Source organism: Tundrisphaera macrotermitis (assembly GCF_051175315.1).
GTDB lineage: Bacteria > Planctomycetota > Planctomycetia > Isosphaerales > Isosphaeraceae > Tundrisphaera.
Window position 1 is genome coordinate 6,168,691 of the sequence record NZ_CP195100.1, and the last position, 16,988, is coordinate 6,185,678.

Consider the following 16,988-nt stretch of genomic DNA (forward strand, 5'->3'; position numbering starts at 1 on the left):
TGTTCGCTCGGCGGCTCGGATCGACCTCTCCCCGGTTCTCGCCCGTCATCGCAGGCCGATCGCCCTTCGATTCGATCACGAGGTCACGCCCCATGGCCACCGCCGACATCTCGGAATCCCGGCCCGGATCGCCCGCCGACGAGAAAGGGCACCCGCCCGGCCTGTACGTCCTGTTCGGCGCCGAGATGTGGGAGCGGTTCAGCTACTACGGGATGCGGGCCCTGCTGGTCCTCTACCTGACCAAGCACCTGGGCCAGGCCCGAGCCAGCGCCCTGGAACTGTACGCCACCTATACGGGGCTGGTCTACTTCACCCCCCTGCTGGGCGGCTACCTGGCGGACAAGTTCCTCGGCCAGCGCAAGGCGATCCTGATCGGCGGCATCGTGATGGCCCTGGGCCACTTCGCGATGGCGTTCGAGAGCCAGCTCTACCTGGCCCTGAGCCTGCTGATCCTGGGCAACGGCTTCTTCAAGCCGAACATCACGACCATGGTCGGCCACCTCTACACCAAGGGGGATGCCCGCCGCGATGCTGCCTACACGATCTTCTACATGGGCATCAACCTGGGGGCCTTCTTCTCGCCCCTGGTCTGCGGGAGGCTGAACGAATCGTTCGGCTGGCACTCTGGCTTCGGGGCGGCGGGGGTGGGGATGGTCTTCGGCCTCATCTCGTTCCTCTCCTTCCAACGGCTGTTGGCGGGGGGCTATCCGCCGGGACGCGAGGAGCAGGGCGGCACCGGCCTCACCGTCGCCGATTGGGGGCATGTGATCCTGATCTCGCTGGGCTGCGCCGCCTTCGCCTACGGGTTCGGCAGGGCCTGGCCCGGTAACGGCGGCAACTGGCCCGGCATCCAGGGCTTCGTCAAGATCCTGGTCCCGGTGATCCTGGTCGGCTACGCGATCGGGCTGGTCCTGGTCGGGTTCAAGGCCAGCGAGGAGGCGGGGACCGAGGCGGGGCAGGACTGGCAAAGGGTCCTGGTGATCCTGCTGGTCGCCCTGTCGTCGGTGGTCTTCTGGATGGCCTTCGAGCAGGCCGGCGGGACGCTCAACCTGTTCGCCGAAGAGAACACGGATCGGGTCGTCTTCGGCAGGCCGATCGCCGCCTCGTACTTCCAGTCGATCAACCCCTTCTTCATCTTCACGCTGGCGCCCCTGTTCTCGGTGCTCTGGTCCCGGATGGACTCCTCGCGGTACAAGCTGACCTCGACGGCCAAGATGGGGATCGGCCTGATCCTGCTCGGGATCGGCTGCGTGGTCATGTACCGGGCGAGTTCGATCGCGGCGACCGGGGTGAAGGTCGGGCCGTTCTGGCTGGTCTTCACCTACTTCTTCTTCACCGTGGGGGAGATCTGCCTGTCGCCGATCGGGCTGTCGCTGGTCAACAAGCTCGCCCCGGCGAAGGCGGCGTCCCTGCTGATGGCGGTCTGGTTCCTCTGCACCGCCGTGGCGAACTACCTGGCCGGGATCCTGGAAGCCTTTTTGGAAGCCCGGCACATCAACCTCTGGGCCTTCCTGATCGCCACCTCGATCGGCACCGGCGTGCTCTTGCTGGCCTTCACCGGACCCTTGAAGCGGATGTCGCACGGCCGGCTCTGATCGGCCGGGCCGCCCCACCAAGGAACAGCGCACCATGAGACGGACCCTCGGCACCTTCCTGCTGGCCCTCGCCGCGGCCTCGCCCGCGATGGCCGCGAAACGGGCGATGACGGTCGACGACCTGCTGGCGGTCAAGGGGGTGTCCGACCCCCAGGTCTCGCCCGACGGCAAGCACGTCGTCTACGTCGTCTCGGAACTGGACAAGGCGACCCAGAAGTCCAACAGCGACCTCTGGATCGTCCCGACCGCCGGCGGCGAGCCCCGTCGCCTGACCACCTCGCCCGGCCCGGACAACCACCCGCGCTGGAGCACGGACGGCCGGTCGATCGTCTTCACCTCCGCGCGGGGTGGGTCGATGCAGGCCTGGCAGTTGCCCATCGACGGCGGCGAGGCCCGGCAGGTGACCAAGCTGCCGATCGACATCGACGGCCCGATCGTCTCCCCCAAGGGGGACAAGATCGCCTTCGCGGCGCGGGTCTACCCGGGAAAGAGCCCGGCCGAGACCGCCGAGATCGACGAGCGGAAGGCCAAGGAGAAGTCCCAGGTCAAGATCTACGACCGCCTCATGATCCGCCACTGGACCGAGTGGGACGACGGCAAGCGGTCCCACCTGTTCGTCGCCGACCTCGCCACCGGCGAGGCCAGGGACCTGACGCCCAAGTTCGACCGCAACACCCCGCCCGCCCCGTTCGGCGGGTCGAGCGACTACGCGTTCTCCCCGCTCGGCAATGAACTGGCCTTCACCGCCGAGCCGGCCGTCGACCCGGCCCTGTCGACCAACACCGACATCTGGATCGTCTCGACCTCGGGCAACACGCCGGTCAACCTCTCCGAGGACAACCCCGGGGCCGACGCACAGCCCGCCTACTCGCCCGACGGCGAGTACCTGGCCTATCTCAGCCAGGCCCGCGCCGGGTTCGAGGCCGACCGGTGGGCCCTGATGGTCCGCGACCGCGACGACGGATCGACCTCCGACGTGACCGCGCCGCTCGATCGCTCGGTCGCGTCGTTCGCCTGGGGCGCCACGCACCAGGTCACGAAGCCGTTCGAGGGGGTGAGCCGGGATCTGGTGGCGGTCTTCGACGACGCCGGGAGCCTGGTCGTGCGGCGGATCGGCGTCCTCTCCGACGAGGATGGCCACCTCCTGTCCGCGATCCGGCCGGAAGCGATCGGCGGCGGCACCAACACCTCGGCGCAGGCCGTGCCGGGCTCCGACGCGATCGTCTTCGCCCATGCGGCCAGCGACGCCCCGGCCGAGATCGCCCGGGCCAACCCCGACGGCTCGGCGATGGAGCCGTTGACGAAGCACAACGCGCCCCTGGTCGCCGACCTCGACGTCCACCACGTCGAGCGGTTCGACTTCAAGGGGGCCGACGACGACGCGGTCAGCGGCTGGGTCCTCAAGCCTCCCGGGTTCGACCCATCCAAGAAGTACCCGGTCGCGTTCCTGATCCACGGAGGCCCGCAGGGGGCCTGGCACGACGAATGGCACGGGCGCTGGAATTACCAGATGTTCGCCGCGCCGGGCTACGCCGTGGTGGCGATCAACCCACGGGGGTCGACCGGCTACGGCCAGCGGTTCACCGACCAGATCAGCCAGGACTGGACCGGCCGGGTCTACACCGACCTGATGGCCGGGCTCGACCACGCCCTGAAGACCTATCCTTACCTGGACGGGTCGAACGTCGCGGCGGCGGGCGGCTCCTACGGCGGCTTCATGGCCAACTGGATCGCCGGCCACAGCGACCGATTCAAGGCATTGGTCAGCCACGCCGGGGTGTTCGATCTGCCCAGCATGTACGGGACGACCGAGGAGCTATGGTTTGCGGAGTGGGAGTTCGGCGGCACCCCGTGGGAGCAGCCCAAGCGGTATCACGACCAGTCGCCGAGCAACTTCGCCGAGGGCTTCAAGACGCCGACCCTGGTGATCCATGGGGCCCTCGACTTCCGCGTGCCGGAAGCCCAGGGCTTCGGCATGTTCACCACCCTGCAACGGCGGGGCGTCCCCAGCCGCCTGGTCTATTTCCCCGACGAGGGCCACTGGATCCTGAAGCCCGCCAACCGGATCGTCTGGTGGCGCGAGGTCCACGCCTGGATGGCCCAATATCTGAAGAAGTGAGCCGAGGTCGCACCCGCATGTCCACGCCCGCCGCCGCCCTTGCCCCGATCGCCGAGGTCGCCTCCGGCCTCGGCATCCACGCCGACCACGTCGAGCCCTACGGCCGCGACAAGGCCAAGATCCGCCTGGAGGCCCTGGAGAACGCCGGGCGGCCCCCCGGCAAGCTGATCCTGGTCTCGGCCATCACCCCGACCCCGGCCGGCGAGGGGAAGACCACGACCTCGATCGGGCTGGCCCAGGGGCTCCGCAAGATCGGCAAGGCGGCCGTCCTGGCGCTCCGGCAGCCGTCGATGGGGCCGGTGTTCGGCCGCAAGGGGGGGGCGACCGGCGGCGGGGCCTGCCGGCTCACGCCGAGCGACCAGATCAACCTCCAGTTCACCGGCGACTTCCACGCGATCACCGCCGCCCACAACCTGCTGGCGGCGGCGATCGACAACCGGCTCCACTTCGGCGAGACCGCGCTGGACCCGCGCCGGGTCCTGTGGAAGCGGGCGCTGGACATGAATGATCGCGCCCTGCGGCGGATCGTGATCGGCCTGGGCGGGCCGAGCCAGGGCGTCCCGCGCGAGACGGGTTTCGACATCACGGCGGCCAGCGAGGTGATGGCGATCCTCTGCCTGGCCACCTCGCCGGCCGACCTCCGGGCCCGGCTCGACCGGATCCTGGTCGGCTACGCCGCCGACGGCCGTCCGGTCACGGCGTCGGAGATGGGCGTCACCGGCGCCATGAGCGCGATCCTCAAGGACGCCCTCCTGCCCAACCTGGTCCAGTCGATGGAGGGGACCCCGGCCTTCGTGCACGGCGGGCCGTTCGCCAACATCGCCCACGGCTGCAACTCGGTGCTGGCCACCAAGATGGCCCTCGCTTTCGGCGACTACGCCGTGACCGAGGCGGGGTTCGCCTTCGACCTCGGCGCCGAGAAGTTCTTCGACATCAAGTGCCGCTCGGCGGGCCTCAACCCCGCCGCCGTGGTGATCGTCGCGACGATCCGCGCCCTGAAGATGCACGGCGGGCTGGCGCTCGACTCGCTCACCCTGCCCGACCCGTCGGCCGTGGAGCGGGGGCTGGAGAACCTGGCCGCCCACCTCGACGCGGCGCGGCAGTTCGGCAAGCCGACGCTGGTGGCGATCAACCAGTTCGGCACCGACAGCCCCGAGGAACTCCGGGTCGTCCACGACTTCTGCGAGCGGCAGGGCGTCGGTTGTTCGACGGCCGACGTCTTTGCCCGGGGGGGAGACGGGGCGATCGACCTGGCCCGCAAGGTCGTCGCCGCGGCCGATGCCGAGGCCGCGCCGCTCCGCCCGCTCTATGCCCTGGAAACCTCGATCGAGAAGAAGATCGAGCGGATCGCCACGGCGATCTACGGGGCCGACGGCGTCACGTTCCTGCCGGCGGCCGAATCCAAGATCCGCAAGGCCCGCAAGCTCGGCCACGGGGCGCTGCCGATCTGCATGGCCAAGACCCAGGATTCGCTGTCGGACAACCCCAAGCTGCGGGGCCGCCCCCGGGGGTTCACCGTCACGGTGCGCGACCTGGAGATCGCGGCGGGGGCCGGGTTCCTGGTCGCCCTGACCGGCGAGATCGTCCGCATGCCCGGCCTGCCCCAGCGCCCGGCCGGCGAGCGGATCGACGTCGACGAGGCCGGCGAGATCCGCGGCCTGACCTGATCCGGCGGGTCGATCAACGGCGGACCGTGTCGCCGCCCGAGGTGCGGGAGGCGATCACGCGGTCGAGGCGGGCGAGGGTGGCGGCGGTGGCCCCTTCGCCCCGCCACTGGATCTTGCCGGTCCGGTCCAGGATCACCATCGTCGGCAGGGCCTGGACGTGGAGGGCGTCGCGGAGCGGGCACGGCCCGTCCATCCCCGAGAGGAGGACCGAGTAGTTGATGCCCAGCTGGCGCGACATCTCCTCGACCTTGGCCTTCCGCAGTTTGGGCTCATCCTCCTCGCAGGCGATCCCGACCACGGCGAGCTTGCCGGGGCCGAACTTCTTCTGGAGTTCGACCAGGTGCGGCACGGCCTCGACGCACGGCTTGCACCAGGTGCCCCAGAAGTCGAGCAGGATCAGGTCGGCGTCCAGGTCCTTGAGGCTGACCGGGTTGCCTTCGAGGTCGGGCAGGCGGAAGTCGACGATCTTACCCAGGCGAGCATCGAAGGTGCAGAGCGAGGCGAATTCGTCGGTCTTCGCCTTCTCGCCCCGGGCCCGGTCGGGCTTCTTCGACGCGGTCGCGGTCGCCACGGCGGCCTCGGCCACGACGGGGGCCGGCTCCTGGCTGGAGAGTTCGCCCCAGGTCATCTTCTTCGCCGGGGCGGGCTTCGCCGCGGGGGCGGTCGGCGGCTTCCGGGCGAGCTTGCTCGGCCCCGGCTTCACGTCCATCCCGAGCGCCGACGTCGATCGGGGCCGGGCCGCGACGCCGATCGGGCGGGCCTTGGGCGGCTCCTGCGACGCCTGGGTCACGAACGGGTTGGCGAACGGGTTGTAATCGGCCGGCGCCGGGGGAGCGGGGGGTTCAGACGCAAAAACCGGCTCGGGGGCCGGGGTGGTGACGGGGGCGGCGGCGAGTGGATCGGGCCCGGGCGGTGGGGCCGCCGCGGGTAAACTCATGGGGGATGGCGCAGGGTCGCCCCCGGGGGCGACCGGGGGCATCTCGGGGAGGCCGGATGCGGCGACGGCCGGGGCCCCGTCCAGGGTCGGGACCGGCCCTTCGTCGGCGGCCGGGGCCTCGGCGACCGGGGCCGGATCGTCCGCCGCTTCGCGGGCCGGGCGGGATCGGCGACGAGGGGCCGGCTCATCGGCCAGGGCCAGGCCGCCGGCGGTCGCGGTCGGCTCCGAACGGGCGGCCGCGCGGCCCCGCCGATCCGGGCGGGACGAGGTCCGCTCGGGATCCGATCCTTCCCGGTCGATCGCCGGGGGGAGCGGGTTCGGCCCCTCATCGGGGGCCTCCATCGCCGGGCCTTCCGATCCGGCCTCGGGGGGGCCGGAGGGCGGAGCGGGCTCGGCCGGGGTGGCCGCGCCGACCTTCCGCCAGCCCGAAGCCTGCCCCGGCTCGGCGCGGCGAGGCGTCTCGGCGGTGGCCTCCACATCCTCATCGGGGGCCGCGTCCTCGGGCATCGTCCCGGCGTCCTCGCCGGCTCCCGGGCGTCCGACCGCACCCTCGTCCGCCTCGGCTCGATTCGAGACCGACCGGGCTCGCGCCGGCCTGACGGTCCGGCTCGCGGCCTCCCCGTCGCCGTCGGCGAGGGTGATCTCGACGCCGGTCTCGGAGGAGCGGGCCTCGGCCGATCCCCGGCCCCGGCCGCCCGGCTCGTCCGACTCGGCGATCAGCGTATAGATCGACCCGGGGCGGAGGCCGCTCAGCGTGAAGGCGCCCGACCGGTCGGTGGTGGTGCGGAGGTCCCGTCCCGCCTTGGCCGTGCCGTCGGCCAGGCGGACCGTGGCCTCGGGCACCGGCTCCCCGTCGGCGTCGAGCACCCGCCCCGAGATCCGGGACCGGGCCGCCGGCTGGGCGGCGGTCAGCGCGGGCTCATCGGCGTCGCTGGCCACCCGGGAGCCGGGTTCGCCGACCGCCGGGGCCATCGGCCGATCGCCGATCACCGCCACCGAACGCGACCGGGCCCCCGTGCCCAGGGGGCCATGCCGGCCAGTGGTCGAGCAGCCGGCCAGCGCGATCGCGGCGAGGAATCCCAGGGGCTTGAGACATCGGGGCGAGATCATGAGTTGGGCGTCTCCTCCTGGGCGGCCTGCGGCCTGGGGCCTGGGGATCGGCGCGGCCCGGGTCGAACTCCGGTCGACTCCGAGCAACTCCTATCGCCTTCATCGGCCGGGGAGGCGCGATCCTTGAATCAATCCCGGAGGAATTTCGCCGCCGGTTCAGTTCCTGAGGGCGACCTCGCGGAGGGCACCCCGGAGGAGGATGCGGACCGCCTCGACGTCGTCGGCCTCCGGCATCGCTTGCAGGTAGCGTTGCAGGGGCCCGATCGACTCGCCGGGCCGGTCGGCCTGGAGGCAGGCCATCCCCCAATCGCGCTGCTCCCCGGGATCGTCCCGCTGGAGGGCGGCCAGGCGGCGGATCACCGGCAGGGTCGAGGCGGGGTCGGCCTGCTGGAGATAGATCCCCTTCAGGTTGCGGAGCATCCGGGCGACGATGGTCGTCGCCGCGCACGGGGCGAGGTGCTCGGGATGCAGGGTCACGGCCCGGCCGGAGATCCGGGCGAGCAGCGACTCGCACCCCCGGTGGTCGAGGATCGCGCCCCGGTGGAACGGGTCGACGAACCGGGCCGGGCCGGGCTCATCGATCCGCAGCAGGAAGTGGAGCGGGAGGTTGACCCCGGAGAGCCGGAGCCCGACCCGCCCGGCCAGGGTGGCATAGAGCACGGACAGGCTGATCGGGATGCCGAGCTTGCGCGCCAGGACCTCGTTGATGTAGCTGTTCTTCGGGTCCTGGTAGTCCTCGACGTTGCCCCGGAACTCCTCCTCGATGAACAGGACCCAGTTGATCTGGCCGATGACCTGCTCGGGACGGGCCCGGTCCCCGCACCTTTCGCGGACCCGCCGGGCCAGGGCGTCGATCTGCCCGAGGATCGCGCCGGCGTCCAGGCCCGGATAGGCGTCGCGGGCGATCTCGAGGCTGACGCCGACCAGGTCGATCGGCTCGACGCCCCGGATCAGGCGGCCGAACTCGGTGGTCTCGGGGAACGGGTCGCGCACGGTTCAGGCTCGCCGGGGGCGTCGGAGGTGGCCCCGGGCATCGCCCAGGCAGGCGATCGTGAGCGGGAAGCGGGGGCGGTAAGCGGCGCCCCGCGCCAGCTCGGCCCGGAGGCGGCGGCGGCCCACCAGCCCCGGCATCAGGGCCAGGGCATCGAGCTTACCACGGAAGAAGGCCCGATGCCGACCCCGCGCCAGCCGCCAGCCCGCCTGCAACGCGGTGAACGCCGCGTGCGGGACGGCCGCGGCCAGGAGCCACGGGCCCGGCAGGTTGGACCAGAACAGGACCTCGGCGTTGCGGGCCATCCGGCGCTGGAGGGTCGGGCTGCCGTGGTCGTACGAGGCCGACACGTCGTGGAGGATCCGGCAATCCGGGGCGTAGGCGCACTCATACCCCGCCCAGCGGAGGCGGAAGGCCAGGTCCACGTCCTCATAATAAGAGCCGAACGAGGCGTCGAAGGCCCCGACGGCCCGCAGGACATCGGCCCGGTAGAAGGCGCTCGATCCGCTGGCCCCGAACACCCGATCGGCGGGGTGGGCCATCCAGGCCGAGGCGTCCTGCCCATGCCCGCGCTTGCTCGGCCAGCCGAACAGGGCGTAGCGGTCGCCGGCGGAGTCGACCCGGGAGGGGTCCGACCGGACCAGGACTAGCGGGGCGACCGAGCCGACCCGGGGGTCTTCGAACGGACTCAAGCCGGCCTCGATCCAGCCGGCGGCGACCTCGGTGTCGTTGTTCAATAGCTGGATGTATTCGCCCCGGGCCGCGTCGATCCCCGCGTTGGCGGCCCCGCAGAAGCCGGCGTTCCGTTCGAGGGCAACCACGCGGACGTCCGGGTGGGCGTCAGCGAGCCAGGCGACGGTGCCGTCGGTGGAGGCGTCATCGGCGACGATGACCTCGATCTCCATCGAGGCGGGGCGATGGCGGGCGATGCTGGCAAGGCAGGTGGCCAGGAGCGCCCGGCCGTTGTAGGACGGGATGACCACCGAGCAGGCGATCGGCCTCAACGTCCCGGCCTCCGGGGCTTCTTCTTCGGGGCGGGCCAAGTCGTCTTCTTGCAGGCGACGTGCTGGACGGTCATGTAAAGGACCTTGAAGTCGAACCAGAACGACCAGTTCTGGATATAATTCAGGTCGTACTGGACCCGCTTGCGGAGCGAGGTCCGGCCGCGCCAGCCGTGGACCTGGGCCCAGCCGGTCATCCCGCCGGGGACGGCGTGGCGGAGGTCGTAGTCGGGCATGGCCTCGGTGAACTGGTCCACGAAGATCGGCCGCTCGGGCCGGGGCCCGACCAGGCTCATCTCCCCCTTGAGGACGTTGACCAGTTGCGGAAGCTCATCGATGTTGGTACGGCGGAGCCAGGCGCCGACGCGGGTGCAGCGATCGTCGCCGTTGGAGGCCCAGATCGGGCCGGTCGACCCCTCGGCGTCGAGCCGCATGCTCCGGAACTTGATGATCCGGAAGGTCTTGCCCCCCTGCCCGACCCGTTCCTGGGTGTAGAAGATCGGCCGGCCGGTGGACAGCAGGATCAGGGCCGAGGCCAGGGCGAACAGGGGCGAGAGGAGCACCAGGCCGAGGGCGGAGGCGAGCACGTCGACCATCCGCTTGGCGAGCCGATCGACCCGCCAGGAGCCGGGCTCGCGGACCGAGGCCGGGGCGCGGGACTCGCCGGGGCGGGCCGAGGGGACCTCGGAGATCCAGTGGACGCGCAGGTCGCGGCGGCCGATCCGGTCGATCGCCGGGCGGACCCGGCTGGCCGGGCGACCGGACAGGGCGACGACGAGGTCGGTGGCGCGGACCCGCTCCACCCAGTCGGCCAGGCGGTCGACCTGGCCGAGGACCCGCACCGGCTCGGCCTGGGGGTGGACGGCCAGCTGCCGGCCCCCCTTTCGGCCGGCGTAGCCGTCGTGGCCGGCGTCGATGAAGCCGACCACCGTATGGCCGGACCAGGAGCCTTCGCAGAAGCATCGGGCGACCCGCCGCCCCGCGCGGCGGTCTCCGACGATCAAGAGGCGACCGCCCGCCGGATGGTCGGGGGTCGCCGGGGCCTCGCCTGGAAGATTGTTCATCGAACTCCACCGATCCATCGGTGTCGCGAATGGGGCGGGCCGCCTCGCGGAGGCCAGATCCACCCGGTTGGTTGAAGCGAGAGGCTCGAACATCCGTGTCGCCGCCCTCGCGTATTTCCCTTCAAGGTCTTCCATCGGCCGCGTCGACCGATTATTCCAGTGAATCTCCGGAACTCGCCCGAAACCGGCGGGCTCCCCGATCCGAGGGAAACCCGCGTGGAATCGTCGCCTCTCGAAGTCTCGCGCCGGCCCCTCCTGTCGGTCGTCGTGGTCAATTACCGGAGCTGGCCCGACGTCGTCGCCCTGGTCGGATCGCTGGCCGATGAGCCGGAGATCCGGTCGGGCGATTGCGAGGTCGTTGTCATCGACAACGGCTCGCCCGAGCCGGCCCCGCCCCGCCTGATCGACGCCCCGCCGGTAGGCGTGCGCGTCCTGCTCCAGGGGGCGAACCTCGGCTTCTCGGCCGGCGTCAACGCCGGTCGCCGGGCCTCGTCGGCCGGCTGGCTGCTGGTGCTCAATCCCGACGTCGTGCCCGACCCCGGCCTGCTCGCGGGGATCCTCGGTCGGATCCGCGAATACGAGGCGAGGATCGGGCGGGCGCCGGGGGTCGTCGGGTTCGGGCTCCGCAACCCGGACGGGTCGCGTCAGCCTTCGGTCGGGGCCTTCCCCAACCTCCTCCGGACCGCATGGGAGCAGTTGATACCACGGCCCCGGAGAAAGTACCAGCCCGAATGGCGGCTCCGCCCGGGCCCCGTCGATTGGGTCACCGGCGCCTGCCTCCTGCTCAACGCGGCGATGCTCGACGACGTGGGGGGGATGGACGAGGACTTCTTCCTGTATCACGAGGAAGTGGCCCTTTGCCGCGTGGCTCTCGACCGGGGATGGACCGTCGAGTACGACCCCGGGGTGTCGGTGGTCCATTTACGTCCCTTGCAAAATCGGGCGATTTCGCCAAAGATGCGGGTCATCACCCGGCACAGCAAGCTGCTGTATTTCCGCAAACACTTGCCTCGCCGGCAGTTCCTCGCCCTCGGCGTCATCGTCCGGCTGGAGGCGGAGGTCCGGGCCGCCTGGTGCGGAGCCCGCGGCCTCGCCCAGGAAGCCCGAGGGTGGCGGGCCATCGCGGACGTTTCGCGACGGCTGGCGCGGGGCGAAGACCTGGGCGGGCCGGGCGTGCTGGAGCTGGCCGAGGCGGCGACCGGGCCGACGGATCGAGACGATGCGGACGCGACCTGATCTGATGAGCTGACGTCGCACGGAACGCGACCGACCCGCCGCGAAAGGATGGAGCCTCCCATGAGCATGAAATCGCACCTGGCCCGCGTGGTCCTCCTGATGGGATGCGCGGCGGGCCTGCTCGGATACATCGCCGGCCGGTCGTCGATCCTCTTCGCCGACGGCCTCCGCTACATCGACCAGGCCAAGCGGCTGGACCGGGACACCAACCCCGACAACCTGTTCCGGTCGATCGACCACCCGGCCTACCCGCTGGCGATCGCCGGGGCCCACCGCCTGATCGGCGGCACCGGCCCCGAGTCGTGGCAGGTCGCGGCGCAGGCGGCTTCGGTCGCGGCCGGCGTCCTGCTGGTCGTCCCGCTCTACCTGATCGCCCTGGAGATGTTCGGCGCCGCCTCCGCCTGGCTGGCGGTGTTCCTCACCTTCCTGGTCCCCCTGACCGGGCAGGTCATGGCGGACACGCTCAGCGAGAGCTGGTTCCTCCTGTTCTGGAGCTGGGGCGTCTGGTGCGGCCTCCGGTTCCTCCGCGAAGGGACATTCGGCTGGCTGCCGACCACCACGATCTTCGCGGCGCTGGCCTACTGGGTCCGGCCCGAAGGGGTGCTCTTGCCGGTGGCGATGGTGGCGACTTTGGCGGCCGTCCCCCTGCTCCGCTCGACCCGGATGAACTGGCCTCGCTGGTGGGCGGCGGTGGCCTTCCTGGTGATCGGCCCGGCCTGCCTGGTGGCGCCGATCGTGGCGATGAAGGGCGGGCTCGCGACCAAGCCGGCCGTCGCGCGGCTGATGGGGGCGACCGCCAAGTCGGCCCCGACCGCCGTGGAACGCCAGAAGCCGCTCGACCCGGACCAGACCGAGACGCAGACCTGGGTGCTGGCCGTCCGGGCGATGGCGATCTCGGTCCGGGATGCGGTGACCATCCCCCTGCTGCCGTTCGCCCTGCTGGGGCTGATCTTCGCGTGGCCCCCCGGCGTGCGGGCCCGCCCCTGGGTCTTCCTCGGGACGATCATGGTGGCCTGGTGCCTGGCGCTGGTCCGGCTCCACGCGACCAGCGGCTACTGCACGCCCCGGCATGCGATGATCCTGGCGTTCCCGCTGATCGCCTCGGCCGCGTTCGGCCTGACCCGGCTGTTCGAGACGCTGGCGATCCCCGGCCGCTGGCTCGGGCTCGATGACGTCAAGTACACCGCCGGCCCGCTGGTCCGCTTGCTCGCGCTGGGTGGGTTGATCTGGTCCAACTCCGGGGAGATCCGCGAGCCGCTCAACCAGCGCTTCGCGGGCTATCGGGGGGCGGCGGAGTACCTCAAGGCCAACGTCCCCGAAGGGGAGAAGATCGTCGACGTGACCGGCTACTCCCAGTTCTACGGCGAACGGCCCGGCTACACCTATGCCGATCTCGTCGCGGCCAAGGCCGACAAGTCGATCCGCCGGCTGGTGGTGCGCGACGCCCACCTCGTGGGGTCCTGGTGGTACTGCGACGAGATCCGGATCCTGGTCGGCGACCGCAAGCCGGTGGCGACGTTCCCGGAGAACCCGAAGCCGAAGCAGCCGGTGATCCTCGTCTATGACTGGTCCGACAAGGCCGTCGAGACGGCCCGGGCCAAGTCGGCCGAACTGCGGTGAACCCGGATCAGATCGGGCAAACCAACCTCAGCCCCGGCCGCCGCCTGGCGGTGCTGGGGCTGGTGGCCCTGGGGTACTTCGGCTTCGCGGCCGCGGCGACGTATCCCGTCATCCGCACGGCGGGGTCGGCGGTGCCGGGGCACCTGTCGGACCCATTGGAACACCTGTGGATCATGCGGTGGTCGGCGGCGTGCCTGGCCGAGGGGCGGTCGCCGTACTTCTGCCCGGACTTGCAGTACCCGGTCGGGGTGCCGCTGGGCCTGTTCCCGACCATGCACCTCCAGACCGCCGGGTATCTGGCGATGGGTCTGCTGACCTCCAACGACGTGCTCCGGTTCAACGCCCTGTGGGCGTTCGGATTCGTGTCGACCGGGGTGGCCGGGTTCGTGCTGGCGTGGTCGGCGGTGCGTCGCTTCTGGCCGGCCTGGCTGGGCGGGCTGGGGTTGATGCTCTGCGGCCCGATGATGATGCACGCCCACGGGCATCTGGAAACGATGCAGATGGGGGCGGTCCCGCTGTTCCTGCTGGCCTGGCTCCGGTTCGTCGACCGCCCCGGCTGGCGCGGGCTGCTGGTCGCGGCCGGCCTGTACCTGCTGGTGGTGGCGAGCGCCCCGTACTTCGCCGTGCTGGCGACCGTCCCGGCCATCTGGGCCGTGTCGTGGGGATTCGGGGGTGAATCGAAGTCGGAGCGATGGGGCTGGATCCGGGCGCGGCTGGGCTGGCTGGCGGGGTTCGGCCTGGCGACCCTGCCCGGCGTGATGGTGCTGTTTTCGAGCCAGATCTGGGCGATCGCCCACGGCTATGCGATGTCCCGGTCCCGGTCGGAGTTCAATCGGTTCGGGGCCCCGGCCTGGAGCTACCTGGCCCCCACCCCCTGGCATCGCCTGGGCGGCCTCCTGCCGGCGGACCTCTATGCCGCGAGCGGGTTCAGGAGCCGGATCTACGAGTGCTGCTCCTATCCGGGCGTGGTCGCGCTGGCCCTGCTGGGCTACGCGGTCGCCGGCCGGGTCCGGTTCGATCGTCGCGGGTACTGGTGGTCGAGCCTGGCCCTGGTGGTGGTCCTGTCGTGGGGGGCTTACGGCCCCTCCGGGATCTGGCTGCCGGCGGGGTGGCTGTACGAGATCTTCCCGCCGTTCCGGCTGATCCGGGTCCCCGCTCGATTCAACCTGTTCGCGGCGGCGGTCGCCGTCGTCCCGGCTGCGGCGGCGTTGCGGGACCTCCTCGGCCGCGTCGGCTCGCGCGGGGGGAGGGCGGCGATCGTCGCGGCCGTCGCGACGCTCATGGCCTTCGACCTGGCGATCGTTCCGTTCCCGACCGCGACCATCCCGGCGCTGCCGGCGATCTATCGGGAGGTGGTGCGCGACCATCCCGGCGCGGCGATCCTCGACGCCCCCGTGTTCGCCTCCAACCAGGGGAATGTGCTGGGCTCGCTGTGCGGCTACTGGCAGTCGCTCCACCGGGGGCGGACCTCGGCCGGCTACAGCGGCGTGGCCAATACGCCCTTTGACGCCGAGATCGTCGAGGCCTGCCCGTGGTCGGCCCGGCTGATGGCCCTGGGGGGGGACGCCCCTCCCGGGTTCGGCCCGATCTCGGGCGGCGATCCCCGCGATCAGGCCTGGCTGTTCCTGGCCGCCCACCGCTACGACTACCTGTTCCTCCATCAGGGGCCGACGGTCCCCCCGCACTACCTGGCCCGCGTCGCGGTCTGGAAAGACCTGCTGGCACCGGCCCGGATCGCGGAAAGCGGCGACGTGGCGGTCTTCGACCGGGCACGCCTCCCCGCCCCCGCCTCCCCCGCGGCGACCATCGGCCGGGGCTGGAAGCGGGGCAAGGCCGGATCCGCTGCGGGGAAATCGGTTTATGCCGTCCGGCAGACGGCGGGCATCACGGTCTACCAGCCCGAACCGGGGGGGCCGGCCCGGCTGGAACTCCAGGGGATCGACGTCCGGGGGCGGGGGCGCCGACTCAGGATGCTGGACCGGGACGGGCGGGAACTGGCCGCGTCGGACCTGGGACCGGGCCGGGCCCCGGGCCCCGTCGTCCTGACGTTCGCGCTGCCCGCCGGGTTGCAGACTCTGAGGCTCGAATCGGACGGCGAGGACCGGCCAACGCGGCCGGCCGACGTGATCGACGAGGCCAGGACGCCGTACAGCTTCCTCGTCCGGTCGATCGAGTTAGGGGCGAATCCGCCTCCCGACGCAGAAAAGGTTCAAGGACGGCCCGACGACGGCCGATGACTCGGATATTCGATACAAGCGGTACGACAGGACGGCAGTCACCCAGGACGGGGAGATGGCTTCGATGAGGATCGCCTGGTTCATCCATCGCTACTTCCCGTGCATCGGCGGGGCCGAGAATTACGGCCGGGCCATGGTCCGCCGCTTCGTCGAGGCCGGCCACCAGGTCGACGTCATCACCAGCGACGCCCACGACCTGTGGTACTTCACCAACAAGACCCGACGCCGGATCGACGCGCCGGCCGAGTCCGTCGAGGACGGGGCCCGGGTGCGCCGGTTCCCGGTGCTCCACTACCCGATGCAGCGGTACTTCGGCCGGCTGCTGAGCTACGCCCCGAGCTGGCCCATCCGGTGCAACGTGGCGTCGTACCTGCCGGTGATCCCGGGCCTGTATTCGGTACGCGAGCCGTATGACGCCGTCTACGGCGTCGGCTTCCCGTACACCAACTTCTCGTATGCGGCGATGCTCACGGCCCGGGCGGCCGGGGCCCCGCTGATCCTCACCCCGTTCCTCCATCTGGCAACGCCCGGAGATCCGGTGAATAAAGCCTACACCCGCCCCCACCAGATCCGCCTGCTGGCCGAGTCCGATGCCGTGGTCGTACAGACCAACCTGGAGGCCGACGCCGTCCGGGCCTGGGACATCGCCGACGACCAGATCCTCAAGCTCGGCATGGCCGTCGAGCACGCCGACGTGACCGGCGGCGACAAGGGCCGGTTCCGCCGGCAGTTGGGCATCGCCCCCGGCGCACGGGTGGTCGGCCACCTGGCGACCCTGGACCTGAATAAGGGGACCAACGACCTCGTCCTCGCCGTGGCCAAGCTCAACAAGTGGCGGCCCGAGGCCGAGTGGATCACCCTGATCCTGGCCGGGCCCAGCTCGCCCGACTTCGAACGCTTCCTGGACGAGCAGCCGACGGCGTCGTGGCCCTGGCTCAAGCGGCTCGGCCCGCTCCCCCTGGAAGACCGGGCCGACTTCTTCGCGGCGATCGACGTCTTCTCGATGCCGTCGCGGACCGATTCGTTCGGGATCGTCTTCCTGGAGGCGTGGGCCAACGGCATCCCGGTGGTGGCCGCCGCCGCCGGGGGCGTGCCCGACGTGGTGCGCCACGGCGAGGCCGGGTTCCTGGTCAACTTCGGCGACCTCGACCAGCTCTCGGGCTCGATCTCCGACCTGATCGACCACCCCGAGCGGGCCCGCCAGCTCGGCGAGGCTGGGCGCAAGCTGGTGGAACGCGGGCACTCTTGGGAGGACAAGTACTTCACCCTCGAAGCCCACACCCGCAAGCTGATCTCGGCCCGCAAGGCCGCGGGCGGGCCGGGCCGGAAGCAGGGCCCACACCGCGTCGCCCGATCGAGCGCCGCCCCCCGGCAGGCCGCCGGCTGATCCGGATCATGGCCCCGTCCGCCG

The 16,988-nt window shown here is 71.3% G+C and carries 11 protein-coding genes; 7 read left to right on the forward strand and 4 right to left on the reverse strand.

Going from position 1 to position 16,988, the window contains the following annotated elements; translation table 11 throughout:
* The first annotated feature begins 92 nt into the window (after positions 1–92).
* Genes TA3x_RS24895 through TA3x_RS24905 form a run of 3 tightly spaced genes read left to right on the forward strand, consistent with a single transcriptional unit; the run spans position 93 to position 5,381 of the window.
* Entirely contained in the window at positions 93–1,595 is a 1,503-nt protein-coding gene (locus TA3x_RS24895; RefSeq protein ID WP_435017373.1) for a peptide MFS transporter, read from the forward strand.
* A gap of 34 nt (positions 1,596–1,629) precedes the next feature.
* Positions 1,630–3,714: a S9 family peptidase gene (locus tag TA3x_RS24900; protein ID WP_435017374.1), complete on the forward strand. Its 2,085-nt coding sequence runs from the start codon at positions 1,630–1,632 to the stop codon at positions 3,712–3,714.
* A 17-nt stretch (positions 3,715–3,731) separates the two neighbouring features.
* Positions 3,732–5,381, forward strand: coding sequence for a formate--tetrahydrofolate ligase (locus tag TA3x_RS24905; RefSeq protein WP_435017375.1), 1,650 nt, complete (start codon positions 3,732–3,734; stop codon positions 5,379–5,381).
* A 13-nt stretch (positions 5,382–5,394) separates the two neighbouring features.
* On the opposite strand, the gene TA3x_RS24910 is transcribed toward TA3x_RS24905, so the two are convergent.
* The 4 genes from TA3x_RS24910 to TA3x_RS24925 form a co-directional block, all read right to left on the reverse strand.
* Positions 5,395–7,428: a redoxin domain-containing protein gene (locus TA3x_RS24910; protein WP_435017376.1), complete on the reverse strand. Its 2,034-nt coding sequence runs from the start codon at positions 7,426–7,428 to the stop codon at positions 5,395–5,397.
* Positions 7,429–7,584: 156 nt separating this feature from the next.
* Entirely contained in the window at positions 7,585–8,421 is an 837-nt protein-coding gene (locus tag TA3x_RS24915) for a SirB1 family protein (protein ID WP_435017377.1), read from the reverse strand.
* A gap of 3 nt (positions 8,422–8,424) precedes the next feature.
* Positions 8,425–9,462, reverse strand: a complete 1,038-nt coding sequence (locus TA3x_RS24920; RefSeq protein WP_435017378.1) for a glycosyltransferase family 2 protein — start codon at positions 9,460–9,462, stop codon at positions 8,425–8,427.
* Positions 9,420–10,484, reverse strand: a complete 1,065-nt coding sequence (locus tag TA3x_RS24925; RefSeq protein WP_435017379.1) for a sugar transferase — start codon at positions 10,482–10,484, stop codon at positions 9,420–9,422. The genes TA3x_RS24920 and TA3x_RS24925 overlap by 43 nt, the downstream gene beginning before the upstream one ends.
* A gap of 216 nt (positions 10,485–10,700) precedes the next feature.
* On the opposite strand from TA3x_RS24925, the gene TA3x_RS24930 reads away from it, so the two are divergent.
* Genes TA3x_RS24930 through TA3x_RS24945 form a run of 4 tightly spaced genes read left to right on the forward strand, consistent with a single transcriptional unit; the run spans position 10,701 to position 16,964 of the window.
* On the forward strand, positions 10,701–11,720 hold the full coding sequence (locus tag TA3x_RS24930) for a glycosyltransferase (RefSeq protein ID WP_435017380.1): 1,020 nt from the start codon (positions 10,701–10,703) through the stop codon (positions 11,718–11,720).
* A 60-nt stretch (positions 11,721–11,780) separates the two neighbouring features.
* On the forward strand, positions 11,781–13,340 hold the full coding sequence (locus TA3x_RS24935) for a glycosyltransferase family 39 protein (protein WP_435017381.1): 1,560 nt from the start codon (positions 11,781–11,783) through the stop codon (positions 13,338–13,340).
* Positions 13,337–15,577: a hypothetical protein gene (locus TA3x_RS24940; RefSeq protein ID WP_435017382.1), complete on the forward strand. Its 2,241-nt coding sequence runs from the start codon at positions 13,337–13,339 to the stop codon at positions 15,575–15,577. Before TA3x_RS24935 ends, TA3x_RS24940 begins: the two co-directional genes overlap by 4 nt.
* A gap of 55 nt (positions 15,578–15,632) precedes the next feature.
* The gene (locus TA3x_RS24945) at positions 15,633–16,964 is read left to right on the forward strand and encodes a glycosyltransferase family 4 protein (RefSeq protein WP_435017383.1); all 1,332 of its coding nucleotides are present in this window, start codon (positions 15,633–15,635) and stop codon (positions 16,962–16,964) included.
* Positions 16,965–16,988 lie beyond the last annotated feature (24 nt).

What these genes read in the sequence shown, in the direction of transcription:
- TA3x_RS24895 (WP_435017373.1), top strand. Translation starts at nt 93, where the DNA reads ATGGCCACCGCCGACATCTCGGAATCCCGGCCCGGATCGCCCGCCGAC.
- TA3x_RS24900 (WP_435017374.1), top strand. Translation starts at nt 1,630, where the DNA reads ATGAGACGGACCCTCGGCACCTTCCTGCTGGCCCTCGCCGCGGCCTCG.
- TA3x_RS24905 (WP_435017375.1), top strand. Translation starts at nt 3,732, where the DNA reads ATGTCCACGCCCGCCGCCGCCCTTGCCCCGATCGCCGAGGTCGCCTCC.
- TA3x_RS24910 (WP_435017376.1), bottom strand. Translation starts at nt 7,428, where the DNA reads ATGATCTCGCCCCGATGTCTCAAGCCCCTGGGATTCCTCGCCGCGATC.
- TA3x_RS24925 (WP_435017379.1), bottom strand. Translation starts at nt 10,484, where the DNA reads ATGAACAATCTTCCAGGCGAGGCCCCGGCGACCCCCGACCATCCGGCG.
- TA3x_RS24935 (WP_435017381.1), top strand. Translation starts at nt 11,781, where the DNA reads ATGAGCATGAAATCGCACCTGGCCCGCGTGGTCCTCCTGATGGGATGC.
- TA3x_RS24945 (WP_435017383.1), top strand. Translation starts at nt 15,633, where the DNA reads ATGGCTTCGATGAGGATCGCCTGGTTCATCCATCGCTACTTCCCGTGC.